The 24,659-nt window shown below is 62.8% G+C and carries 21 protein-coding genes; 10 read left to right on the forward strand and 11 right to left on the reverse strand.

Annotated features, from left to right (window positions below; translation table 11 throughout):
- Position 1: 1 nt before the first annotated feature.
- Positions 2-871: a DMT family transporter gene (locus D3D02_RS08840; RefSeq protein WP_121569616.1), complete on the reverse strand. Its 870-nt coding sequence runs from the start codon at positions 869-871 to the stop codon at positions 2-4.
- Positions 872-1,402: 531 nt separating this feature from the next.
- Between D3D02_RS08840 and D3D02_RS08845 the strand changes: the two genes are divergently transcribed.
- Complete coding sequence (locus D3D02_RS08845; protein WP_121569617.1) at positions 1,403-2,410, forward strand: hypothetical protein; 1,008 nt, start codon at positions 1,403-1,405, stop codon at positions 2,408-2,410.
- Positions 2,411-2,555: 145 nt separating this feature from the next.
- Positions 2,556-3,887, forward strand: a complete 1,332-nt coding sequence (locus D3D02_RS08850; RefSeq protein ID WP_121569618.1) for a phenylacetate--CoA ligase family protein — start codon at positions 2,556-2,558, stop codon at positions 3,885-3,887.
- A gap of 54 nt (positions 3,888-3,941) precedes the next feature.
- Here D3D02_RS08850 and D3D02_RS08855 read toward each other — a convergent pair whose 3' ends face one another.
- From D3D02_RS08855 to D3D02_RS08880, 6 genes are all read right to left on the reverse strand, one after another.
- Entirely contained in the window at positions 3,942-6,002 is a 2,061-nt protein-coding gene (locus tag D3D02_RS08855; protein WP_121569619.1) for a hydantoinase B/oxoprolinase family protein, read from the reverse strand.
- The gene (locus tag D3D02_RS08860) at positions 5,999-8,143 is read right to left on the reverse strand and encodes a hydantoinase/oxoprolinase family protein (RefSeq protein WP_158599337.1); all 2,145 of its coding nucleotides are present in this window, start codon (positions 8,141-8,143) and stop codon (positions 5,999-6,001) included. Before D3D02_RS08860 ends, D3D02_RS08855 begins: the two co-directional genes overlap by 4 nt.
- Positions 8,140-8,493 (reverse strand): acetone carboxylase subunit gamma, encoded by a 354-nt coding sequence (locus D3D02_RS08865; protein ID WP_121569621.1) that lies wholly within the window; start codon positions 8,491-8,493, stop codon positions 8,140-8,142. Before D3D02_RS08865 ends, D3D02_RS08860 begins: the two co-directional genes overlap by 4 nt.
- Before the next feature lie 90 nt (positions 8,494-8,583).
- The gene (locus tag D3D02_RS08870; RefSeq protein WP_121569622.1) at positions 8,584-9,540 is read right to left on the reverse strand and encodes a uroporphyrinogen decarboxylase family protein; all 957 of its coding nucleotides are present in this window, start codon (positions 9,538-9,540) and stop codon (positions 8,584-8,586) included.
- Positions 9,537-11,561 carry a hydantoinase/oxoprolinase family protein gene (locus tag D3D02_RS08875; protein WP_121569623.1) on the reverse strand — a complete coding sequence of 675 codons (2,025 nt, stop codon included), beginning with the start codon at positions 11,559-11,561 and terminating at the stop codon, positions 9,537-9,539. Before D3D02_RS08875 ends, D3D02_RS08870 begins: the two co-directional genes overlap by 4 nt.
- 282 nt (positions 11,562-11,843) lie before the next feature.
- A complete protein-coding gene (locus D3D02_RS08880; protein WP_121569624.1) occupies positions 11,844-12,635 on the reverse strand; it encodes an IclR family transcriptional regulator in 792 nt (263 codons plus the stop codon).
- Between the two features lie 441 nt (positions 12,636-13,076).
- On the opposite strand from D3D02_RS08880, the gene D3D02_RS08885 reads away from it, so the two are divergent.
- The 3 genes from D3D02_RS08885 to D3D02_RS08890 all read left to right on the forward strand — a co-directional run bounded on the left by D3D02_RS08885 (position 13,077) and on the right by D3D02_RS08890 (position 15,789).
- A complete protein-coding gene (locus D3D02_RS08885; protein WP_121569625.1) occupies positions 13,077-14,405 on the forward strand; it encodes a methyl-accepting chemotaxis protein in 1,329 nt (442 codons plus the stop codon).
- A gap of 192 nt (positions 14,406-14,597) precedes the next feature.
- A complete protein-coding gene (locus tag D3D02_RS20900) occupies positions 14,598-14,738 on the forward strand; it encodes a hypothetical protein (RefSeq protein ID WP_199723046.1) in 141 nt (46 codons plus the stop codon).
- 43 nt (positions 14,739-14,781) lie between these two features.
- A complete protein-coding gene (locus D3D02_RS08890; RefSeq protein ID WP_121569626.1) occupies positions 14,782-15,789 on the forward strand; it encodes a YeiH family protein in 1,008 nt (335 codons plus the stop codon).
- Positions 15,790-15,831: 42 nt separating this feature from the next.
- Here the strand turns inward: D3D02_RS08890 and D3D02_RS08895 are convergent, their stop codons facing one another.
- A complete protein-coding gene (locus tag D3D02_RS08895) occupies positions 15,832-16,206 on the reverse strand; it encodes a rhodanese-like domain-containing protein (protein WP_121569627.1) in 375 nt (124 codons plus the stop codon).
- Between the two features lie 225 nt (positions 16,207-16,431).
- Here D3D02_RS08895 and D3D02_RS08900 point away from each other — a divergent pair, with 225 nt between their 5' ends.
- The 3 genes from D3D02_RS08900 (at position 16,432) to D3D02_RS08905 (ending at position 17,809) form a co-directional block, all read left to right on the forward strand.
- Positions 16,432-17,304 (forward strand): universal stress protein, encoded by an 873-nt coding sequence (locus tag D3D02_RS08900; RefSeq protein WP_121569628.1) that lies wholly within the window; start codon positions 16,432-16,434, stop codon positions 17,302-17,304.
- Between the two features lie 3 nt (positions 17,305-17,307).
- Positions 17,308-17,472 (forward strand): hypothetical protein, encoded by a 165-nt coding sequence (locus D3D02_RS20905; protein WP_199723047.1) that lies wholly within the window; start codon positions 17,308-17,310, stop codon positions 17,470-17,472.
- Between the two features lie 61 nt (positions 17,473-17,533).
- Positions 17,534-17,809, forward strand: coding sequence for a hypothetical protein (locus tag D3D02_RS08905; RefSeq protein ID WP_121569629.1), 276 nt, complete (start codon positions 17,534-17,536; stop codon positions 17,807-17,809).
- A gap of 26 nt (positions 17,810-17,835) precedes the next feature.
- Here the strand turns inward: D3D02_RS08905 and D3D02_RS08910 are convergent, their stop codons facing one another.
- Both D3D02_RS08910 and ppsA read right to left on the reverse strand, forming a co-directional pair.
- Positions 17,836-18,477: a phosphoribosyltransferase gene (locus tag D3D02_RS08910; protein WP_121569630.1), complete on the reverse strand. Its 642-nt coding sequence runs from the start codon at positions 18,475-18,477 to the stop codon at positions 17,836-17,838.
- Between the two features lie 109 nt (positions 18,478-18,586).
- Complete coding sequence (gene ppsA / locus D3D02_RS08915) at positions 18,587-20,869, reverse strand: pyruvate, water dikinase (RefSeq protein ID WP_121569631.1); 2,283 nt, start codon at positions 20,867-20,869, stop codon at positions 18,587-18,589.
- A gap of 129 nt (positions 20,870-20,998) precedes the next feature.
- Between ppsA and D3D02_RS08920 the strand changes: the two genes are divergently transcribed.
- A complete protein-coding gene (locus D3D02_RS08920; RefSeq protein WP_121569632.1) occupies positions 20,999-22,390 on the forward strand; it encodes an ADP-dependent glucokinase/phosphofructokinase in 1,392 nt (463 codons plus the stop codon).
- Positions 22,391-22,400: 10 nt separating this feature from the next.
- On the opposite strand, the gene D3D02_RS08925 is transcribed toward D3D02_RS08920, so the two are convergent.
- Entirely contained in the window at positions 22,401-23,975 is a 1,575-nt protein-coding gene (locus D3D02_RS08925; protein WP_121569633.1) for a hypothetical protein, read from the reverse strand.
- A gap of 202 nt (positions 23,976-24,177) precedes the next feature.
- On the opposite strand from D3D02_RS08925, the gene D3D02_RS08930 reads away from it, so the two are divergent.
- Positions 24,178-24,579 (forward strand): high-potential iron-sulfur protein, encoded by a 402-nt coding sequence (locus tag D3D02_RS08930; RefSeq protein WP_121569634.1) that lies wholly within the window; start codon positions 24,178-24,180, stop codon positions 24,577-24,579.
- The last annotated feature ends 80 nt before the right edge of the window (positions 24,580-24,659 follow it).

Raw genomic sequence — 24,659 nt, forward strand, 5'->3', positions numbered from 1 at the left:
TTCAGGCGGTCCCTTCTCGTTGGATGAGGATCACGCCGGCGACGACGAGAGTACCACCGACGAGTGTCACGACGGAAACCGACTCGCCCAGAACGAGCGCTCCGAGAGCCACAGTCACGCCTGGTTCGGCAGTGCTGATGATGCTCGCTCGACTCGCTCCAATCTTTGCGATGCCGGCGAAGAAGGTGAGGACTGGTACGACTGTCGCGAGGATCGCGATCGCCAACACGGACCCCCAGGCCGTGGCTCCGACCGGCATCGCAAATCGCCCCGTTCCGATGCCGAATACAAAGAAGCTCGTGGCGGCCGCAGGTAACACGAACGCCGTCAGCGTCTCGGCGTCGACCGTCGTGAGTGCTCGCTGGCTCACGATGATGTACAGCGAATACGCGAACGCGGCTCCGAGAACAACGAGGACGCCACGCGGATCGACGCCGACTGGATCGACTCCGGTAACGAGGGCGACCCCGCCGATCGAGAGTCCCAGTGCACCCACCAGTGTCGGTGTCACCCGTTCAGGGTGGAGAAGCGCAGTCAAACAGACGACGAACGCCGGATAGGTGTAGAGGACGATCGCGACCATCCCTGCGCTCATAAATTCGAGGCCGAAGAAATACAGGGCGCTCTGCGTCGCGTATCCGCCGGCTCCGAGAGCGAACGCGATCGCGAGAATTCGGCCGCTGGGCAGTCGGAACGTGCCACGGTGCCAAAGCACCGCCCAGACGACGACCGATGCGAGACCGAACCGGAGCGCGAGAACGGTCGGGATCGTGAGACCCGCATCGGCGGCGATGACGCCGAATATCCCGAGTGTTCCGAAACCGACGGCAGAGGCGACCACCAGTGTGATGCCGACTGTCTCGTCGTTCATACACCTCTGCTGAGTCAGTCTCTCAAAATACTATTGGATAGGATATATTACGCTCCGTTTCTGGGCCGAACAAAAAATCATCACAATGAGTGTAGAAAATATCGATTTAATGAATTGTACTAGGATAATACTATTTTATATCTAATTTTATTTTACTACAGATTTAGTGTGTATTCATACACAGAATATACATATTAGATAATAGAAATATAAATAAACTATTTTATATTTAGAAGTTATTATTAGATTGTATTATATTTAAGATTGATTACGATATTCGAATACGAATATGAATGCTCGCTGTATTCTCCCATCTCGCTTGTTTGGTTGCAAAAGTGTTATTTTGTTATGATAGTGATTACGGGATGCAATGCTACGGATTGGTTCCCCGCACGCGACCTCCAACGATAGAGGCGACCCAGGCCATCAACCGAGACACGTCCCGATAGACCGACCGACGCCGACGCACGAACGGCACAAACCAGGACAAACGTCCGAGCCGGATGCGCTCTTGGCGCGGAGGCAGCGACGATGACGCTCTACGCTGTCGAAGCGATCGACGACGCGATCAAAGCGACGCGAGCCTTTCTCTGGCCGTTCGACCGAGGCCGGTGGCTGCGGTTGGCAGTGGTCATCTTCTTCGTCGGCGGTACCGGCGGGTTCGCACCGTTTCAGTTCACTGGTAGCGCGCCGACCGGCCCCGGTCCCGGTTCCGAAGCCCCGCTCCCCTCGGGGGCACCGTCGCCGGAGTTCGCTGCTCCCGGCGGCGTCGAACTGCTCGTGATCGCGGTCATCTTCGCGCTTATCGCTTCGATCCTCCTCGGATTCCTGTTCGTGGGATCAGTGATGGAGTTCGTCTTCGTCGAATCTCTCCGCCGAGAGGCAGTGTCGATTCGAAGTTACTGGCGCGACCGCTGGCGGTTGGGCGCCCGACTGTTCGGATTCCGACTTTTATTCGGCCTACTCACGCTGATCGTCATTGTCGCCATCCTCGCGGCGATCCTGTGGCCGCTTCTCGTCGGAGACGGCGGCTTCGCACTCGGGTTGGTGTTTCTCGCGATTCCGGTTTTCGTCGTCGTTGGAATCGTCAGCGGTCTCGTCGGTGGGTTCACGACGAATTTCGTCGTCCCGATTATGCTCCTCGAGGACCGAGCGTTGCTCGCTTCGTGGCGGCGATTCTGGCCGACGCTGACCGGTCAGTGGAAGCAGTATCTCGCTTACGCGGTCGTCTCGTTCATCCTCCAGATCGCGGCAGGTATTCTCGCGAGCATCGCGACAGTTCTGGGCGCCCTTGTGGCCGCGATCCCGCTCGGAATCGTGGGTCTCGTGGGCGTCGCGCTCCTCTCCGTGGCCGAAATTGTCGGGTGGATTCTGATCGCCGTTGCGGCCCTGATCTTCCTCCTCGCGATCTTCGTCCTCGGTCTGCTCGTCGCCGTCCCCGTGCAAACGTATCTCCGGTACTACGCGCTGTTCGTTCTGGGCGATACCGAGGGCGACTTCGATCTGATCGCCGAGCGCCGGGAGGCAGTCAGAGAGTAGCTCTCCCCGCTCGGGCGACGCACGCTGCGGTGTGTTGGACGTTCCGTGTCCGAAGACGAGACGAGTGGACTGTACCGCGATCAGCCTGATTCATATGGCATTCGTTGCCAAAGATATAATTCTCTCCGGGTTGAGACCCGGATGAATGAGCGACGTATACGATTCCATAGAGACCGAACCGTGGGCAGAGATCCAAGAGCGTCACAGCGAACTCCTCGATCAGCAAGTCGACTACCTCGCCGCGGAGTCCGAATACTACCAGCGGAAATTCGACGAGTGGGGCATCGATCCGGACGACATCGACTCGATCGAAGCGCTTCGTGCTGTGCCGTTCACGACGAAGGACGACGAACGGGCCTGTCAGGTCGAAACCGACCCTGAGAGACCGCTCGGCGAGCACCAAGCCGTGGCGACAGAGCGACTGAACCGGACGATCTCTTCGTCTGGGACGACGGGTAAGCCGACGTACTTCGGCCTCACCGAGCAAGACCGAAAGAAGTGGAACCAGGTCCTCAAGCGGTGTTTCTACGCTGCGGGCATCCGACCGGACGACACCCTCATCTTCGGCGTCGGCCAGACGATGGTCCCCGGCGGCACGCCCTACTTCGAGGGGCTGACGAAACTCGGCAGCAACGTCGTCCCAGCGGGCGGTGGGACGACGGAGCGACTCCTTTCTGCCACGACCGACCTCGACGGCGACGTCCTCTTCACGACGACGTCGCATCTCCGATACCTCTCCGAGCGCGCCCCCGAACTGCTCGATCACGACGTCGACGAACTCCCTGTCACGAAGCTCATCGGCGGTGGCGGCCCCGGTATCGCGAACCCCGAGATTCGCGAGGAACTGTACGACGTCTGGGACGCCACAGACGTCCGTGAAATAATGGGTCTGGGGGACGTCGTGGCGTGTCTGTGGTCCGAGTGCGAGGCCGAGAACGGGATGCACTTCCACGGACAGGAACACGCCCACGTGGAACTCGTCGATCCCGAGACCGAGGAGGTGGTCCCCTTCGAGGACGGTGCCGAGGGCGAACTCGTCTACACGCCGCTCCAGCGCGAAGCGACGCCGCTGCTCCGGTTCCGCTCCGGCGACGTCGCCCGGGTCACCGGAACCGAATGCGAGTGCGGGCGGACCTCCCCGAAGATCCAGTGCATCGGTCGCACCGACGATATGCTGATCTACAAGGGGATGAACGTCTTCCCCTCCGCGATCCGCGACGTCGTCTCCGACGTCGACGGCGCCCAGCCGCACGTCCGCGTGATCGTCCCCGACGCCGACCAGGTCCACTTCGAGAAGCCGATCCCGCTTGAGGTCGTCGTCGACCCGGACACTGCACGGAGCGAAGACGAGATCGCCGGCGACGTCGTCGATGCCGTCCGATCGCACCTGAAAGTCCGCGTCGAACCGCGACTGGTCGACCTCGACGACATCGAACTCTCGGAGTACAAAGCCGACCTGGTGGTGGTCGAAGACTAACGGCGACAGAAAGTAGAAAACCACAGAGGAAAAGAGAAAGCCAGAGGCGCGGCGTTACTGCCGCAGCACGGGCGCTTCCTTCTCGCCGTCCGGCCAGGAGCCGTAGTGGTCGAGAATCTCCTCGGGCGGTTTCTTCTCCTCCCACTCGTCGATGAATGCGTCGAACGACTGCGCCTCCTCGAGGCGTTGCTTGCGGAACGCCTCGCGCCGCTGATCGGTCGCGTCTTCGTCGACGGTTAGCGTGTCCTCGTCGTACTCGATCTGGTAGAGTTCGTCGGCCGAACGGTGCGTCACGCGGTTGTCTTCGATGTCTTTCATCACGTCCTCGGGATCGCGTTCGAGGACGTCACCGTAGCCACACCCGCCGCCGGAGTGCCCGATGAACAGGTCCCCGTTCTCGTAGGGCTGGGACTCCCGCACGTGGCTGGTGATGTTGTAGTCAGCGTCAAGCGTCCGTTCCTGGAGCAGTTCGATGAGGTCGTCGGGGACGTACTCCCCGTTTTTCATCCGGTCTTTCAGGTCAGAGTTGGTGATGGTGATGCCGGGAATCGTCCGGGGTGCGTACCCGCCGAAGAGCCCCTGCCCCGTCACGAGTTTCGAGTTGTGACAGATCGAGAGCCACTCGACGACGGGGACGTGATGCATCATATAGCCGATCTGCATCCCGATCCCGCCCCGGTGCTTGCCGTGCCCGCAGGAGTCGGTGCCGTGCCGGAAGAACTGATGCGTGAACGGGTACTCGTTCTCGACAAACTCCATATTCGAGGCGTGGCCGAAGGGACACCACGGGAAGATCGCCTCGTCCTCGCCGTCGCGGCGGGCCTGTCCGCCCGTCCCGTCGGTATTAAGCCCGTGTGACATCAGGTCCGCGACCGGTTCGCCGTGCTGGCTCACACCGCCGAAGGCGTACCCCGGGCCGGTGTTGGCCATCGGCGCAGTGACGTGTTCGTTCTCGGTCTCGTCGTCGTACATCGATCGCGAGAACATCGTCGTCGTCGAGTCCATAATCACCTGATTCACCATCACGGCTTGGACCGTCGACGCCTCGGCGTCCGGGTAGAGAATCGTCCCTTTCGGAATCTCGAAGTCGATCAGGTCGTAGGTCCCGTTGCTCTTCGGGAGGTCGTGGAAGGGGACACTGAACAGGTAATTTGCGGTGTGTGCGATCGACGCGACCGGCTGTGAGTTGTACGCCCCGTCGTTCTCCGGCGACGTGCCGGTGTAGTCGATGAGGATTTCGGGGCCGTCTTTTTCCATCTCGGCGTTGAGGCGCCAGAGGCCGTCCTCGTATCCGACCGAGTCAGCGAAGTGAACGGTCCGGAAGGTGCCATCGTTCCACTCGTCGACGCGCTTTTTCGCGCCCTCCCGAGACTCCTTGATGTTTCGACGGAGCAGTCCTTTGAAGAAGTCCGGACCCTGTTTGTCGATGATAAGTTCCTTAATGCGCCGACGGACCCGGTCGCAGGTCGTGACGCGGGCCCGCAGGTCGATCTCGTGCATCCGGGGCGCACGGGAGATGAAGTTCTTCTGCATCTCCACCATATCGCTCTTTAGCTGGTAGTTCTCTCCGATCTTGATCGGCGAGAGCTTCATTCCCTCGTCGTGGCGGGTCCGCGCGGAGATCGGCATCCCGCCCGGTTCGATCGCGCCGGTTTCTGTGGTGTGGGCTGCAGCCGACACCCACGCCATAATCTCGCCGTCGTCGAAGACGGGCATAAACGCGATCTGGTCGGGGTTGTGAATCCCCCCGTACAGGGCGTCGTTCGCGTAGAAGACGTCACCGGGTTCGACGCCGACGGTCTCGTCGTCGGCGAAGTTGTTGATGACGTACTTCAGCGGCGGGATGCCCGTGACGACGTGGAGGTACGCCCCTGCCGCCGAGTCGACGAGGTCCCCCTCCGGAGTGTAGATCGCGACCGCGAGGTCGCGGGCGGCGATGAACTGCGAGACGCCCGAGCGGACGAAGACGTCCATCCCCTCGTCGAGGATGAGCCGCAGTCGCTCGGAGTAGATCTCGTAGTCGCCGTGCTCCAGTTCGTCCATACAGGCCAGTTCCTCCGCGGACGGTTCTTCGAGGTCGAGCCAGTCGATCAGCTGATCGCGATTGACAGTCATTGGGTGCCTCCGTTTTCGAGGATGCCGTTCCGATATTCGTCGAGTCGGTACTCCCAGCCCTCCGGCACTGCCGTCGTGGTGTAATCGGCGTCGACGACGGCGGGCCCGTCGATCTCCATCCCGGCGCGCAGGTCCTCGTACTCGAAGACCGGCGTCGAGACGAAGCCGTCGGCACCACTCCAGCGGATGTCGCGGGACCCCGCCCGCGCGGGCGACGGATCGGGCTGCTGCATCGACGCAGTCGGCAGTTGGATGTCGGGACTCTCGACCCGGGCGCGGAGCGCGAAGTTCTCCACGGTGATGCCGTGACTCGGCGTGACCGAGTACGGGGAGAATCGATCTTTGTACTGGTCAATGAAGTGATCACAGACGGCTTCGACGTCTGATTCGTCCGTGAGTTCGATCCGCGGCGACCGGATGCGGGCCACGTGGATCTGCCCGCCGAACCGCATATCGAGTTCGAGATCGTAGACGATCTCGTCGGGGTCGTAACCCTCACTCTTGATGTCGCGACGACCCTTTGCCTTCAGTTCTGCGACGACCTCGTTGAACGTCTCGTAGTCCGTGCCGTACTCCGCTTCCTCGCCGGAGTCGCGGAGGTACATCGATTCGGACTGCTCGTAGATGTGAAGCGTGTCCATCGTCGCCGACCCCATCGCGCAGAACACCGGCGAGTACGGCGTCGTGACGACGGTGTCGATGTCGAGATACGAGGAGTACGAGGCGGCGTGCAGCGGGCCAGCCCCGCCGAAACTGTAGAGGGCGAACTCGCGGGGGTCGTGCCCCCGGAGCATCGTCTCCTTCCGTACGGTGTTCCCCATATTCCCGTCGGTGATCCGGCGGATGTTCGAGGCCGCTTCGGCGATGTCCATTCCGGCCGGGTCGGCGACGTGGGTCTCGATCGCTTCCTCGGCTCTATCGACCGCCAGGCGCTGATTGCCCGCGTAGAACTTCTCGGGATCGATGAATCCGAGCACGACGTCCGCGTCGGTCACCGTCGGCTGCGTCCCGCCGCGGTTGTAGCAGGCCGGGCCGGGGTCGGCGCCCGCGCTTTCGGGGCCGACTTCGATACGACCGCCCAGCTCGTCGTTGACGGAGGCGATCGATCCGCCACCGGCCCCGATCGACTTCGACTCGATCATCGTGCCAGAGACGCGCCAGCGGTCGATGACTGGCTCGAACTCGTAGGACTGCACGCCGCCGCGGGTGAGGATGCCGATGTCGAAGCTCGTCCCGCCCATATCGGTCACGACGGCTTTGTCGTAATCGAGCACGTCACAGAGGTACTCGCCGCCCTTCAGGCCGGCCACCGGGCCGCCGTTGAACGTCTCGACGGCGGTCGTCTTGTAAGATTCGGCCATTCCGCCGGTGTTGTGGAGCATCTGGATGTCGCCTTCGTAGCCGTGGGCCTCCAGACGGTCTTTGATGTCCGCGATGTGCTCCTGCATCAGCTCGGAGAGGTACGCGTCGAGCAGCGTCGTGTTCGTGCGCTCGTACTCCTGTTTCGTCGGCATCACCTCCGAGGAGAGGAACACAGGGATGCTCCCGAGATACGACGGTGGGTACTCCTCGCGGACGAGTTCGCGGAGGCGCTGCTCGTGGTCGGGATAGGCGTACGACCACAGCAAATTCACCACGATAGCGCGTGCCCCCTTGTCGACGAGGTCGCGGATCTGCTCGCGTGCGTGTTCTTCGTCTAACGGCCGGAGGACGTTGCCCTCGCTGTCGACGCGCTCGCGGATCCCGTTCGTGCGGGAGTCGGGCACGAGGTACTCCGGCTTCTTCGCGTCCGAGATGTTCCGCTGTTCGCTGTCAGTCAGCCCGTCTGCCCAGCGCGGTCCGCGGCCGATCTGTGGGTAGTCCTGCACGCCGGCGGTCGTGAGCAATCCGAGTTTCGGTCCCTTGCGCTCGATAAGACGGTTCATCGCCGTCGTCGTGGAGTACCGAATCGAGTCCACATCGCCGATGAGGTCCTCGAGCGACAGATCGAGCTGGCGGGCGCACTTGTCGATCCCCTGGAAGAAGCACTCCGACATATCGTGCTCCGTCGTCGGCGTCTTCGCGGAGACGACGTCACCGTCGTGGAGCGTGAAGCAGTCGGTGAACGTGCCGCCCGCGTCGATGTTGATTCGCGTCGTCATTTGACGTCCTCCTTCAGGCTCTCTAAGTCCAGTTCGGTATCGTGCGTGATCGGGTGTCCCGGCGGGAGATACTCGTTCTCGATCATTGTGCCACATCCGGGGCAGTAGAACTCCACGATCCGGACCCAGTCGGGATCGGGCGCGAACGTATACTCTTCGCCCTCGATCAGCGGCGGGTGGACCTCGCGCGGATCGCGTTCGTTCACGAGACAGTGCCGCTTGTAATTCTCCGCTGCCGGCCCCAACGCCTCACCGCAGTTGTGACACTGCCACTGTTCGGCGTCGAGGTCGACTGCGAGGTACTCTGCGACTCGTTTGGTCGTTCCGGTACCGGTGTCTGATTCTACCATTGTCGTTCCTGTCGTGTGTTCGATCGCTGTCGCGTCGTCGTTCGACTGTCGTACGCACCCGTGTGAGGGGGCACGTGTTGGTTTCGCGAGCTATGCATCCGCGTATCCCTCCCGAACCGCGTGGACCGCAGTCGGATGGACGTCGGCTGGGAGTTCCCGACCGCTGGCGAGGAACGCAGACTCCGGCAGCGCTCGACAGCGGGCTTCGACCTGGGCAGTGATCTCTGCGGGCCCCGAAGAAAGCAGATCGGCTGTGATGCCGCCCCCGACGCGGACGTCCGGGTGCGCGTCGGCCGTCGCGGTTGGGTCGTCAGTGTCCAAGAGCAGCGCGGCTGGCTCAGCACGGTCGAGTACGGCGTCCACCATCGCTTCGGAGTACCCGTTCGGGGCCAACGCGAGCGGCGTATCGTAGAAGCCGGTGATGTTCCCCAGCACTTCGAGCGTCTCGGCAGTCACGGCTGCCGCCGTCTCGCCGTCGAACGCCGCAGCCTCCTCGTATACGAGGAGGGCGTCGACTCCGGACTTGCCGAATTCGCGACCGAGTTCGCCGATAGCCGTACGGACTGGCTTGGCGTACGTCTGATCGAGCGCGGCGGCGTCGCCGAACGTCGCTTCGAGCGTCGTGAGTGGTCCGGGGACGACGCCCACGACCGCCGCCTCGTCGAGGCCCGACACGAGCCGTTCACCGACATCGACCACGGTCGGGAGCCGACCGCGGTCGGTGGCCGTCGTCGGATCGACAACGTCTTTGGGCGAGTCAAGCGCCCGTTCGATCTCGAAGCGCGTGTCGGCGTCGTCCCACGCGACGTCCGCGCCGAGCGCTTCGGCGACGAGTGTCGTGTCGATACCCGTGCAGACCGCGTCGGTCTCGAACAGCCGATAGGCGGACTGGATCGCGTTCGCCTGCTGGGTCGCGTTCGAGAGGAAGATATCGGCCGGGACCTGGTTGACCGCCGCGGCCAACCGCCCGACGAGCGGGACGTACGGCTTCGGCTCCGCGCGGCGTCCGCTGAGGTACTCGACAGCCGATGGGGGCCCGAAGCTCATCGTTCGATGATTCCGTGACCGTACTCGTCTACCTCGAACGTCCAAGACGCCGGAATCACGTACGTCGTGTCCTCGGCCTCGATGATGGCACGTCCGGGGACGACGTTTCCGGGCTCCAGCGACTCACGCTGGTAGACGTCCGTCGATACCCAGCCGTCTTCGGGCCAGTACGCGTCGCGTTCGCCCTTGCGCGCGTGGCTCGGGTCCTCGACTTGGAGTTCTTGCTCGCTGAACCCCTCGGTAGCGACCGGTCCGACGGCCGTGAGAACCATCGTGTCCAGGTCGATCCGCTCTTCCGGATCCGTCGCGACAGCTTCGAGCGTGTCCGTGAGATCTGCCGCCTCGTCGAGGCGTGTCGGAACGGAAACTTCCTCGACGCCGGTGTCCGAGCGGACGAGCATCGTGAGGTCGAACGCGATTTCGTCGGCCTCGAAGCCCTCACCGCGCATATCTTGCGTGGCCTCTGCCTCTAAGTCTTCAACGAGGTTGTTGTACTGTCGGACGTCTACGTCGGGTTGATCGACCGACGCTCGCCCGCCGAACGCAGCGGTGTATCGGTGCTCGACGTCGAGTGTCGCACCGCCGAACGCACTGAACTCCGCAGCGGCCGGCGCCGTGATGACGCGCTCGATTCCCGCTTTCTCCGCGAAGTCACAGCAGTGCATCGGACCAGCACCGCCGTAGGCGACGAGCGTGGCGTCGCTGGGTTCGGTGTCACCGAGTTGGTCGGTGATCGAATCTGCGATGTTCTGATCGACCCGCTCTCGAATGCGAAGGGCAGCATCGGCGACCGATGTGTCCAGGGGATCGGCGACAGCCCGCTCGATGGCGTCGTCGGCGCGGTCGGCGTTCAACTGCTGGTCGCCGCCGAGGAAGTACTCGGGGTCGATGTATCCGAGTGCGACGTCGGCGTCGGTCGTCGTCGGCTCGAAGCCACCGAGGTCGTAGCAGGCCGGTCCCGGTTCTGCACCCGCGCTTTCGGGGCCGACCGTGAGTTCCCCCCCGTCGACGGAGGCGATCGATCCGCCGCCCGCGCCCGCGGTGTGGACGTCGACCATCGGGATGTGGACCGGCATCTCCGCGACTTCGGGGTCGAGGTCGCGTTCGACCGTTCCGGCGCTGATCTGTCCGATGTCGATGCTCGTCCCACCCATATCGGTACTCAGGGCCGCGTCGAGGTCGTACAGGTCGCTGAACGCCTTCGTTCCGAGAACGCCGGCGACCGGCCCGGAGTTGTAGGTGTGGAGCGCGACGGTCTTCGAGACGCCCGCGACGCCGCCGGCTGACTGGCCAATGAGAAGCGGATTGCCGTACCCGCTGTCGCGGACGTCGTCCTCGGCTTTGTACAGTGATCGCGCCATCGGCCGGTGGATGTAAGCGTTGGTCAGGGCCGTGTACGAGCGGGCGAGATAGCCCGGACGGCTACTCACTTCGTTCGCTGTGAGGACCTGATTCGGCCCCAGGTAGTGCGGTGGATACTCGGACTCGATTATGTGGCGCGCCTGTTCCTCGTTGGCCGCGTTGTGAAAGGAGTTCGAGAGGCTGATGACGAGGAGTTTCGCACCGCGGTTCATCAGCGTCTTCGCCGCCTCGAGGACGTCTTCCCGCTCGACGGGGTCGACGACGTTCCCGTCGGCGTCGATCCGTTCGTCGATGCCGGCGACGAGACTCTCGTCAGTGAGCGCTGTGATGCCACTGTTACCGTCGACGGCCGTCTCGAAGAGGTCGTCTTTGCGGCCCGATGTCACGATCATCCCGATTTGTGGCCCAGATCGCTCGATGATGGTATTCGTGCCGATAGTTGTCGAAAAGCGAATGACGTCGGTGTCGACGAGGAACTCCTCGGTCGATTGATCGAGGCTATCGGCCGCCTTGTCGATGCAGTTCCTGAAACAGACGGTCAGGTCGTGGTCTGTCGTCGGTACCTTGACTGTCGTGGACCCGCCCGGATACGAGACGTATCCGTCGGTGAAGGTCCCGCCAGTGTCGATACTGACGTAGTAGTTGGTTTGGCTTGACATACCACGTGATCATCATCGTTAATGCTCACAATAAATGTTCTGTGCAGAAGCGTATTTGCCATTGTCAAAAATATCTCCCTGAAAAGGTGGAAATAAAATACGATCGCCGACGCCGAGGTACCAGAGGACAATTGGTGTGCATTAGAACGGTGTATGGGGGAGTAGGCATCGAAGGACCGCAGTTTGCGGCGTGTCGATATCGAACGCTCCAAAGCCGCGAATCGCGTCTGACCTTCTTTTTGATATCATCAAAACGAATAAAATCGTGGCTATCACTCACAGTCACTGCCTTGTCGGACCCGACTGGAGTGCAATTTCCGCGTTGTGGGCGGATCTCGTCACCAGTTCCGGAAGTTCGTCACGGAAGTACGACCCACGCCAATTACTCGCCGGTCCCGACACGCTCAGTGCGCCGATGAGTCCGTTCTTGCTGTCGACGACAGGCGCGCCGACAGCGCGGATTCCTCGCATCTGCTCTTGATCGTTCAGTGCGTAGCCCTGGTCACGCACCGTCTCTAGTTCGTCCAACAACTCGTCACGCTCGGAGATCGTCTGTTCTGTGATCGCTGGCAGCCCGTGTGCCTCGATTACTTCCTGGACTCGCTCGGGCGGTAGTCTCGCCAGCATAGCCTTCCCGCCCGCTGTACAGTGAATGTGCTCCTGTGGTTGGTCGCGTTTCGCCGCGTGGAAGTCCTTTCCGATGGCTTTCTCGCCGAACACCTCATAGAGGACTAGCAGTTGCCCTTCGTACTCGATGAGAAGATGTGCGACGCCATTGCTCGCGTGTGCGAGTCGGTCGACCTCGTCTCTTGCCACCTGATAGAGTGGATTCTGGCTCCGAACACGCTCACCCAGCGGGAGGAGTTCGAGGCTCAAACCGTACGCACCGTCCCGCTGTTCGACGAATCCGGCTTCCTGCAGCGTTGCCAGATAGGTGTGCACCGTCCCAGGAGAGAGACCCAACTCCGCGGCGAGTCCGGATACCGTGCTCGGCCCTTCTCTCCGGAGGTAGATCAACAGCCGACACGCTCGCTGTACCGACTTGATCCGCCGCGGCGCGGTATCTGTTCCCATACGAGAACGACACTCACGGTCTTACTTAATTTTTTGTGATTATCAAAATGCTTTGCAAGCGCCGTCAGTACGGATCCGCGATCGCCAGCCCACCCCCGCCCGCCACAGTACCTTTAATCAGGGCCATAGGTAAATAACAAATGTACCGGTGTTATCGGGTCACATACCTCGCCTGCAGGAGATGGGGTTGCTCGGGTTGAGATACGCCCTTCGGATAGTCGGCTTCAAGTATGTTAAAATAAGTACTTTCGAATAAGTGTAGTATACTTAATCTTCTAGAATTGGTTCTAAAACCAATTCTAGAAGTAACTCTGCTCTAAATCCAGACTAACTAACAGACATTTTTATATGAATATTATCTGTTAATTATGGCGCCGGATGAGAACGGAGAAACACAGAAAGACTCAAGGGATCAGTTATTGGTTATCAGAGGTGAGATAGATGACCTCGGAGCAGCTTACAGCGGGAGTCACACTCAACGAACAGGACGGGAAAGCGGAATTACAGCAGAAACTGGACTTCTGGCGGCAGATGTTCGATACCGTCGTCAACGCGTTTCCGGAACCGGTCGTTGTCGTCGATAATAATGGAGTTATCACTCACTGGAACGATCGGATGGAGTCGCTCATCGGTTACACGGCCGAGGAGGCGATCGGCCAACAGGCCTACGACGTGTTCCAGACCGAGGGCGAGAGCGAAATACTCGCAGAGAAGGTCGCCAGAACGGGGGAGACCATTCGCGAAGACGACATCCGGACCGGCACGAACGCCGATGGAGACACGTGGCACATCCGAGCAGCCGCCTTTCCACTGACAGATTCGGACGGGACCGTGATCGGCGCGTTCGAGGTCACGCCGCAGGTCACCGAACTCGTCGAGCAGCGACTGTTGCTCGAAGACCTCCAAGCGCAGATGTCCGACGAAGTCGGGGCCGCAGTTGCGGAGTTACAGGACTCCGCCGAAAATGTCGCTGCAAGTTCCGAGGAGATCAGCGAGTACACGCAGGCGCAGGTGGACGACCTCGAAGAGGTCTCAAGCGAGATTGCGACGTTCAGCGCGACCATCGAGGAGATCGCTTCGAGCGCCGAGGAGGTGAACACCCAGAGCGACGAAGCACGGAAACTGGCCGAGGAGTCTCAAGAGGCCGGACAGGCTGTGTTGGACGTCACACAGCAAGTCGCGGAGGCCGGCGAAAACGTCGGCAGGAGTACCCAAAGTCTCGTCGCAAAGCTCGACGAGATCGACCAGCTCGTCGAGGTCATCACCGACATCGCAAACCAGACCAATCTCCTCGCGCTCAACGCGAACATCGAGGCCGCGCGCGCCGACAAGGACGGTAACGGATTCGCCGTGGTCGCAAACGAGATCAAGGAACTCGCCGAACAGTCGAAGTCCGAGGTCGACGAAATCGAGCGAATCGTCTCGGAAATCCGCCAGTCGACAGACGAAGTGACGACGCACGTCGGGACGGCGAACACGCACGTTCAGGACGCCGTCGAGCACACCGAAGCCCTCGTCGAGAACCAGGTCGCGATCGTCGAGACGATCCAAGAGACGGCTTCGGGGATGGACGAGATCGCCGACGCAACCGACGAACAAGCGGCGAGTGCCGAGGAACTCGCCGCCACGGTCGACACGGCGGTCGGTCGTGCGGAGACGATTTCGACAGAGATCGAAGACGTCGCTGCGGCCAACGAAGAGCAGACGGCGATGGTACAGGAGATCCGCGAGAGCGTCGATCGGGTCGAACGCCAGCTCGATTCGAACTGATAGGGGTTATCGTAAGTCCCCATAGATTTCTCGCCGGACGGTACGGCGGGAATCTCCGAACAGTTACGATAACCCCTATGAGTCGCGAGTCCGTTCTTTTGCGGCGTCGCCGGACGCGCGGGTCATCGACGCTGGTCTGTATCCCGCTAATTATTTCCGCTATCTCTGACACGGTAGAGATACCTGTAAGCGATGTCGAACGAAGACTCCTCGAACACGGCGGCCGGACCGGACCCGCTCGATCTGGCGTTCGACCGGTGGACGGCACTGGATCGTGACTGGAAAGCAGTGGTCCTTGGAACTCTCGTGCTCTCGGCCGTCCTTATCTCGTAACCAGGAATATAACTGATCTGACTGTACACAACTAATCATCTCAATGATAGCTCGAAACACGGCGCGAGTGGTCCCCGGAGTGGCAGTTCTCGTTGCTGGGGCGGCCGTCGCACACGTTCTCTCGACGGTCGTCGGCGTCAACAGACTGATTTTGGCCGTCGGGCTGGGCGTCGTCGTCGCCAACTCTGTCGGGACCCCCGAGTGGGCCGAAGACGGCCTCGCGACGCACAAACTCTGGCTGGAGACCGGCATCGTGCTGATGGGTGCGCGGATCGCGGTCGACCAGTTGCTCTCGGTCGGTCTCTCCCTACTGGTGCTCGTCGTGGGCTTCCTCGGCTTCAGTCTCCTGTTCGTCGAACTGGTAGCGCGGAACGTCTTCGAGATCCCGGACCGGTTGGGGTCGCTGCTGGCCGCCGGATACTCCATCTGTGGCGTCTCTGCGATCGTCGCCGTCTCCAGCGGCGTCCGCGCGAAGAGCGAGCAGATCGCCTACGCGGTGGCGACGATTCTCCTGTTCGACGCGGTCACGCTGGCGGCGTATCCGGCGATCGGTCGCCTGCTGGATCTCCCGGACATCGTCTTCGGTATCTGGGCCGGGATCAGTATGGTGAGTACGGGGCCGGTCGTCGCTGCCGGATTCGCGTATTCGCCGACGGCCGGCCAGTGGGCGACGGTCACGAAACTCGGACGGAACGTCTTCATCGGCGTCGTCGCGATCCTCTATGCGGTCTACTACGCCCGGCAGAACGGCGGCGACGGCGAGACGTCAGTAGCGAGTTGGCGGTACTTCTGGGGCCAGTTCCCGAAGTTCGTCCTGGGATTCGTGCTCGTGGCCGGCGTCGCCAGCGCCGGTCTCCTCTCGGACGCGGAGGTTGCCCTGCTGGAACGCGGCTACCAACTGCTGTTCCTCGTCGCGTTCGTCGGTCTCGGAACGAGCATCGAAATTCAGGGGATGCGGCGAACCGGTATCAAACCGCTCTTGGTCGTTCTGAGCGCGCTCGTGACCGTCAGCGTGCTGTCGCTCGGCGCCGCAATGCTCGTCTTCGCCTGAGACGACTCGGTGCCACCTTACGCGCTCGTTGCGATCCGCCCCCTACGAGAGTTTCCAGATGAGCGAGCGGAGCTTGTAGCCCAGCGACCCCTTCTGATAGCCGTTCCACCCGCCCATCCCGCCGAGGAGCGTCATCGCGTCGTACCCCTCCTCACGGAGGATGCTCGTCGCCCGTTTCGCGACCATCCCCTGCTTGCACACGACGATAACGTCCTTGTCGGCGGGGATCTCGTCGAGTCGACCGCGTAGCGTGGAGTCGTCACCACTCCGCAGGTCCTCGTAGACCGGGACGTTCCGACTCCCGTCGATCGAACCTGCCCGATAGGCAGACGTCGGGCGGATGTCTACCACCAAAAGGTCCTCTGTCGACCCGGAGTCGAGTCGTTCGTCGAGTTCGGCCGGTCGGATCGTACTCATTGGATGTATATTGCGCTCAGAGTACAAAACTGATCTGCTTCGGTAGATCGACAGTCCGCGTCGGCGGCGAGTCGCCCGCTCGCGAGGATTAACAGTAAGCACGGGCTAACAAAACGACTTCCCCGCCTCTCGTCAGCCAGCGATGCGACCATCCCAGCCGACGAACCGACGGCAGCGCACAGCGCGTGGGCAGTCTTCCTAGCCCGTAATCACGCAGGTCCATCTATGTACGACGACATCCTCATCCCGACCGACGGAAGCACTGGCGCAGAAAACGCAATCGCCCGAGCTCTGGACTTGGCACGGACGAGCGAGGCCACAGTCCATATCTTGCACGCCGTCGACACCGGTGCGGAGCCGGCAGGGCTGGAAGCAGCCGCTCGCGAGAAACTCCGGGGACGGGTCGAGAAACGCGGGCGGGACGCGGCCGTTCGAATCCAGGAGCGAGCCGACGACCTCGGACTCGAAACGGTCCGGGTCGTCGAAACCGGGCGTCCGCACCGGGTAATCCGCCACTACGTCGACGAGAACGGGATCGACCTGGTCGTGATGGGAACGCACGGCCGCGCGGGTGCCGAACGGTCCCGGCTCGGGAGTACGACCGAGCGCGTGGTGACGGCCGCCAGCGTCCCGGTGATGGCCGTCCGGCTCTCTGGGGAACCGGCTCCGGAGTCGGGCTACACGATGTACGACCACGTCGTGATCCCCACCGACGGCAGCGACGCCGCCGAGCGGGCGGCGGAACACGGTCTCGGCATCGCCGAGCGGTACGGTGCCGACGTCCACGTCGTCTACGTCGTCGACACGACGACCTATGATTTCGACGACGTTCCGCAGAGCATCGTCGGGATGCTCAAGCAGGGTGGCGAGAACGCGGTCGAATCGATCGCCGCAGCGGCGCGTGATCGAAACCTGCCCGTGACGTCGAACGTGCTTCGCGGGGTCCCCCACGAAGAACTCCTCGACTACGCCGACGGGGTCGACGCCGACCTGGTCACGATGGGAACGCGCGGCCACGGGGAGGCCGACAGGTACCTCGGCAGTACGACCGCCCGCGTGCTCAGACGCTCGGAGATGCCGATCCTGACCAGCAATTGAACGATGAGCGTCGAAGGCCTCTGTCAGATCTGCGAGTCGGCTCCGGCCGAACACCAGTGTCGCCGGTGCGGCGCGCTCGTCTGTGATACGCATTACGACGCGGAGACAGGACTGTGCACGGACTGTGCGGCGGCAGTCGACGGTGGCGAGTCCGACTCGATCAGGTGATGTGGACGACACCGTCTCAGGCACTGGGACATTGATTAGCACGGCGCGCGTCTGTAACGGTATGGCGACTGTCTACTTCCGTGACGACGCCGAACCGGTCGAGAGCGAGCGCGTGTTCGTCGCCGAGAACGGTTGGGTCGCGGTGACCGACGAGGGTCGGGAGCCAGTGATGTATCCGGCGGACCGAGTCGCGCGGATCGAAGGAACCGACGACATCTACTACGACACAGCCGTCCTCACCGAGGAGGTCGGGTCCAGAACCGTCGACGACGAGGGACACGTGCTGCAGGAACCGACTGTCGTCCGGCGAATGGTGACCGAAATCGAGATTTACTGAGCCCAACCGGACACTCCTCGACGACGTCAGCGATCCGGCGGTTCGAGGTACGCCATCGCCTCCTCGTCCGACACCTGGCTGAAGTTCTCGTAGAAGCCGCCGACGCCGATGAACCGACTCGGCGTTTCGAGACAGACGACCTCGTCGGCCATCGACTCTAACTCTCGGACCGTTTCGGGCGGTCCGACTGGAACCGCCAGCACGATCCGCGCTGCGTCTCCGTCTCGGAGCATCTGGAGGCAGGCTTTGGCGGTCGAGCCGGTGGCGACGCCGTCGTCGACGACCGCGACGGTCTTCCCCGCGAGATCGGGTGCCGGCCGGTCGCCCCGGTAGCGCTCGGCCTTCTGCTCGGCTTCCTCGGCGATTCGCTCACGTTCGCGCTGGAAGTACTCTTCGTCGTACCGGTGGCGCGCGTCCTCGTTCCGCCAGACGGAGCCGTCGCTGGCGACGGCGCCGACCGCGAACTCCGGATTTCCCGGTGCTCCGATCTTCTTCGCGACGACGATGTCTAGGGGTGCACCGACCGCGTCGGCGACGGCCCGTCCGAGCGGGAGGCCACCGCGGGGGATGGCGAGCACGAGGTCGACGTCGATGTCGCGCTCTTCGAGCGCCTCACCGAGCAGTTCTCCGGCCTCGGTGCGGTCTGCGAATCGACGGGTGGATGTCATAGCTATGTTCGAACTACGAACTCCACCAACCTGTAATGTGTGGGTAAGTTCACAGGACCGGGGTCGGGGTCGGGATGGGGACTAGTGCCGGAAGCCCGGCTACCCGCCGTTACGACAGGCGGTTCTCGGCTTCGCTGACCTTCTGGATCGTTTCGAGCGCGACGTCGGGAGTGACGGAGATCGAATCGACGTCGGCTTCCAATAGGAGGTCGACGAAGCCGGGAACGGTCGAGGGAGCGTCGCCGCAGATACCGACGGGTCGGTCGTGCTCGTGCGCCTCCTTGACCAGCGACTCGATCGACCGCGCGACCGCCTCATCGCGCTCGTCGAACAGCGAGGCGAGTTTCTCGGAGTTGCGGTCGACGCCCAAGAGGAGTTGCGTGAGGTCGTTCGAGCCGATCGAGAAGCCGTCGAACAGCTCCGAAAAACGATCGGCGAGCACGACGTTCGACGGCACCTCGGCCATCACGAAGACGTCAAGGTCGGTCTGAGAGAGGCCGTGCCCGTCCATCATATCGAGGACGCGCTGTCCCTCCTCCGGCGTCCGGCAGAAGGGCACCATTACCGTCACGTTGTCGAGGCCGACTTCCTCGCGGACGCGTCGCAGCGCCTCGCATTCGAGGCGGAACGCCTTCCGGAAATCCTCGTCGTAGTACCGCGAGGCACCACGCCAACCCAGCATCGGGTTCGCCTCGTCGAACTCGTACTTCCAGCCGCCTTCGAGCCGCTGATACTCGTCCGTCTTGAAGTCACTCAGTCGGACGACGACCCGATCGGGGTAGAATGCCGCCGCGATCTTCGCGATCCCGGTCTGGAGCGCGGTGATGTACTGCTCGCCCTCGCCGCGTTCGAGCATCGCGAGCGGGTGCGTGCCGACGTGCGAGGTGATGATGAACTCCTCTCGGACGAGTCCGACCCCGTCGACCGGCAGGCTGGCGAGCGAGAAGGCGCGACTGGGATCGCCCAGGATGAGCATCACGTCGGTCTCCGTCTCCGGCACGTCGGTGAGCGTTTCCTCGCGGGTCTCGAATTCGAGTTCGCCGTCGTACACGTACCCCGTTTCGCTGGTACAGTCCACCGTGACCGCGTCGCCGTCCCGGAGGACTTTCGTGGCGCGCTGGGTCCCGACGACCGCGGGCACGCCCAACTCCCGCGAGACGATCGCCGCGTGGGAGGTCTTTCCGCCACGTTCGGTCACGATCGCGCTCGCCTTCTTCATAATCGGAACCCAGTCGGGAGCGGTCATCTCGGTGACGAGGACGTCGCCCGCCTGGAAGCGGTCCATCTGGCTGACGTCGTCGAGCAGTCTGACCCGGCCGGTGGCGATCGCACTGCCGATCGCGACGCCGTCGAGGAGCGTCTCGCCCTCCTCGAGGAGTCGATACGACCGGATGACGTTCGCTTCAGCCGCGCCGTGAACGGTCTCGGGACGCGCCTGCACGACGAACAGTTGCCCGAGGTCGCCGTCCAAGAGCCACTCGACGTCCATCGGACGATCGAAGTGGTCCTCGATTCGCTCGGCGTACGCCGCCAGCGTCCGTATCTCGTCGTCCGAGAGCGCGTACTGGTTTCGTTCTGGCTCGGGAACGTCTTCGACCACTGTGTCGCCGTTCTGCCGGACCATTCGCTGTGCTTTCCCCCCGAGCCGTTTTTCGAGGATCCCGTTCGTCGGCTTGAATACGACGTACCGATCGGGATCGACCTCTCCCTGGACGATCAGTTCTCCGAAACCGTACGCGGCTTCGACGACGACGACGTTCTCGAAGCCCGAGTCGGGGTCCAGCGTGAACAGCACGCCCGAGGAGCCGAGGTCCGCCTGACCCATCTTCTGTACCACACAGGCGAGCCGTACGTCGAAGTGGTCGAAACCCTTGTTCTCCCGATAGACGATCGCCCGATCGGTAAAGAGCGAGGCGTAACAGCCCTTGACAGCGTCGAGTAACTCCTCCCGGCCAGTCACGTCCAGAAAGGTGTCCTGTTGGCCAGCGAACGATGCGGTCGGCAGATCCTCTGCCGTTGCCGAGGACCGAACGGCGACCGCAGGATCGCGTGTGTCGAGTTCTCGCGCGACGGCCTCGTACTGTTCGACGATTTGAGTTTCGAGGTCTGGCGGCATCGTCGCCTCCCGGATCAGCCGTCTGACCCGCTCGCCGCGCGACTGGAGGTCACTCACGTCGTCCACATCCAGGCCATCGAGCGCCGATTCGATGTCCGAGCGGATGCCCGTCTCGTCGACGTAGTACTCGTAGGCCGCCGCAGTCGTCGTAAATCCCGGCAGAACGGGGACGTCGAGCCCTGCGAGTTCGCCGAGGTTCGCGGCCTTCCCGCCGACTGAGCCCACGTCGTCGCCGCCGACGTCCTCAAGTGACCGAACGAATGGTTGGCTAGTCATCACTTGAGGCTACGTGGTCATCCGTGTTAACGTTCGGCAGGAATCAACAGGAGCGTCGCCGAGGCCACAGCGGACGAGACACGGACTGTCGTTACTGATTTGTCACAACGGACGAAACACAGAACCAATATGTCCCCGCAAGACGACCTCGACGCCGACCTCAGCGCACTCCGTGACCTGCCGGTCTTTCTCGCGTACAACGCGAACGTCGACGCGGTCGTCGATGTCGGCCCGGCCCTCGAAGCCGAACTCCCGCGGCCTGACGAACCGGGCACGGCGGCCCCGCCCGCCCGCCTCGCTTCGGCGTCGGACCTCGCGACGGCGATCACACACACGATGGCGACGGGGGAAGGCGACGAAGTCGCGATGACGTCCGAACTCGCGGCCGAACTGGAGACGCGACTGGAACCGGATGCGATGCAGATGGGCGGACAGGCGGGGATTATGACGAATCTCCTCTCGACGCTCGACGCCGCCCCGACATTGTACACGTATCTCCTGTCTGAGACCCAGCAGTCGATGTTCGAGCGGCCCGAGCGCGTCAGATATCCACGCGTCGAAGACGGAACGGTCTCGTTCGTCCCGGTCGCCGAGGCGACGAACACCGAACGGACCAAGATCAACTGGATCTTCGAGTTCCGGGAGGGCGCAGAGTTGTTCGGCGTCCGCGCGACCGGCGACACCCGATTCATCGCGGCGTCGCGACCGCCGGAGTTCGACTTGCACGCCGGCGACCTGGATCCGGTCGTCGACCAGGTGGGTGCTGAGATCGACGGAGCCCTACTGGCGGGCTATCACAACCTGACGCCTGAGAACATCGACGACGGCTACGTGGAGACGCTGCGACACGCCCGCGAGACCCTGGCTCGACTACGGTCCGGCGGCGACTTTCCGGTCCACGTCGAGTACGCCGTGACCCACGACGACGACCTCCGCGCGGCGATCACCGAGATAATCCTCCCGGAGGCGAACGTCATCGGTCTCGATCCGAACGAACTGGGGTTGTTGCGGGGTGACGTCGACCGCGACGGTGCGACGACGGACTCGCCGCCCTCGGGTGGGGATCTGCCGGGTCGGGACTCGCCTGCGGCGGAGATCCTCGAACACTACCGAGTCCTGCACTCCCTCGTCGACCACCTCGGCGTCGACTGCATCCGACTGCACGCGATGGACTACCATCTCGCGGTGATGGACGAGTACCTCTCTCCGGAGGCCGTCCGCCGGGGGCTCGAATTCGCCGCGATCAACGCGGCGACGAAGGCGGCCACCGGCCGTATCAGCGCCCCGGAAGATCTCGAAGCGGGGCTCGACTACGACCCCTCAGAGTCGGGAAAGCACGCGATCGAGACGCTCGCCGACGCTGTCGGTGCCAGCGCCGAAGACGGCGTGTTAACGACGCCGAGGGTTGTGGCCGCCCCCAACCGAGTCGTCGCAGATCCCGCGAGCACGGTCGGCATCGGCGACATCGTCTCCGCGGCCAGTTTCGCGCTCGAAGTGGCCGTCACAGGTGAGAAGAGGTGATTCGAGGTCGCTAGCTCGCCTGGGCGGTGGAGTTGTTCGCCGTCCGATCTTGGACATTGACCGAGACGCCACCGCCCTCGGGGACAGTGACGTTCCGCGTGCCCACGATCTCGCCGTCGGCGTTCGTCACCACGACTGTGACTGTGGTCCCACCGCCCCGGTCGTCAGTCTCGTCCTGGACGTTCTCGAACTCCGACTGCGTCAGGAAGGCGTAGATCGGTTCCGTGTCTTCGACGAGCGTTACGTCGCCGCTCTCGGCGTTCACGAACGCCGTGTACACGACGCCGGACCGGCTTCGCGGCACGACCTTGACGTGCCAGTAGAGAGTCTCTCCCTTCACGACTGGCACGGGCGCAATCGCGTCGGCGTTCGAGAGGCGATTGACCTGCGGCCGACGCTCGACGAAGTCGACTGCCTTCTGTGGTCCGATCTGGGACTCGTCGTAGCCCTGCACGCCGATCGCTCCGGTCTGGCCGTCGATCGTCCAGACCTCGTACACGCCGTTGCCGCTCCCGGTGGGTTCGGTGGCGACGAAGTACGTCAATTCGGGGTCGTCTCCGTCGGTCGGGACGACGATCGGCCACCGGTTGCCCGCTTCGGGGAGATCGGCGATCGCCAACACGTCCTCCTTCCAGAACCACTTGTTGAGGGCGCCGTTGACGTACTGCATCGACTCGACTTTGAACATCGTGAGTTCGTAGGGGTAGAAGTTCTGCCCGCGGAGGAGCGGGGACGACCGAGCCTCCCCGGGTGACAGGCTCTCGATCGACCCATCGGAGCGCATTAGCTCGACGGACCCGTGTCGGGGGATCGCATAGAGCTGCGGGATGGGTGCGAGCCGGAACTTCCAGTCGTAGACGGTCGTCGAGTGCGCGATGTAGGAGGTCCCGTTCGCCCGGGCGTTGAACGTCGTCTCCCAGTTGTGGCGCTTCAGCGGGGAGTGCAGCACCTGTTGGTACTGATAGGAGTCGAAAAAGAGCTGGCCGCGGCCGTGGGTGAACGTCCGCTCTTCGACCCGGACCCGCTTCTGTGTCGTCGTCATATCGACGTACAGCGCGCCTCTCTGTGTGCCGAACCACGCCACCATAAAGTTGTCAGGCGCGAGTCCGTGCGACCACGCGTACGAACCGTTGTGGTAGGCGATGTCCGAGCCCGTGAGCCGGTACTGCGGATACTGCATCGACGATTGCGCGTAGTTGTCGGAGACGCTCCGGGGCAGCACACGCACGTTCTCCGTGGACGTATTTGGCAACGTGTCCAACCGCGTCGCGTCCTGCTGCACCTGCGTCGCCATATCGGTGTGCGCGTAGACGCCGCCCACGACCGGGCCGACGAAGACGCCGAGGACGACGAAGACGACGACGCCGAGCAGCAGCAGTTCCTGCCGCTCACGCACCACCCCGACGGCAGCGATCACTGCCGATACCAGGCCCCACTGGAGAATGCTGGGCGTGCCGACGAGGGCACCATAGAGTACGGACTGTACTGCTGGGAGGGTGAGTACCGCGCCGACGAGGGCGACGACCGCAGCGAGCCCCAACTGGGCCCGCGTCAGGTCGGAATCGAAGGTATCGGGGACACTCATACCCACGCCTCGGAGTGCCAGTTTTGAGTGCTTACTGGTATCGCGATCCATCAACCCGAGGCGAACGTCTGTCTGAGGGGCACCGCGCTCGCCCCTATGGAGAACACGGTATTATGCTTCCTGACGTAATCAACGTATGGGTACTTCCCGTGCCGCAGGAACTGCCCGCAGCGGTAAGCCGATTCCAGCCTTCTGTGTGAGTATGGCAGACGGAAACGGTAACTCACGTCGACGGTTCTTGCAACTGACCGGCACGACAGCAGTGGTTGGTCTCGCTGGGTGTTCCGGTAACGGCGGCGGCGACGGAGGCGGCGAGGAAACGACCGAAGCACCGACGACGACGGCGCCGCCGTCTGACGACGACACCGTGCCCGAGCAGTACGCCACGGCAACGTCGCTGGGCGGGCAAGAGCGCGACCCCGACAGCCTGTCGGCTAAATCGGACGTACAGTACCAAGAGGAACCGAAAGAGGGCCAGCAGTGTTCCGGCTGTACGTTCTACATCGAGGACAAGAACGACGACGGATTAGGGGCCTGTGCCATCGTCGAGGGGACGATCGACCCCGAGGCGTGGTGTATAAGCTACGCACCGTACCAGGAGTAGTAGCTACGCCGGCGACACGACGAACCCCACGTCGGTCTTTCCGCGCCGACACGTCGAGAGCCGCTTGAATTCGGCCCCGC

Source organism: Halobellus sp. Atlit-38R (assembly GCF_003665925.1).
Lineage (GTDB): Archaea > Halobacteriota > Halobacteria > Halobacteriales > Haloferacaceae > Haloquadratum > Haloquadratum inordinatus.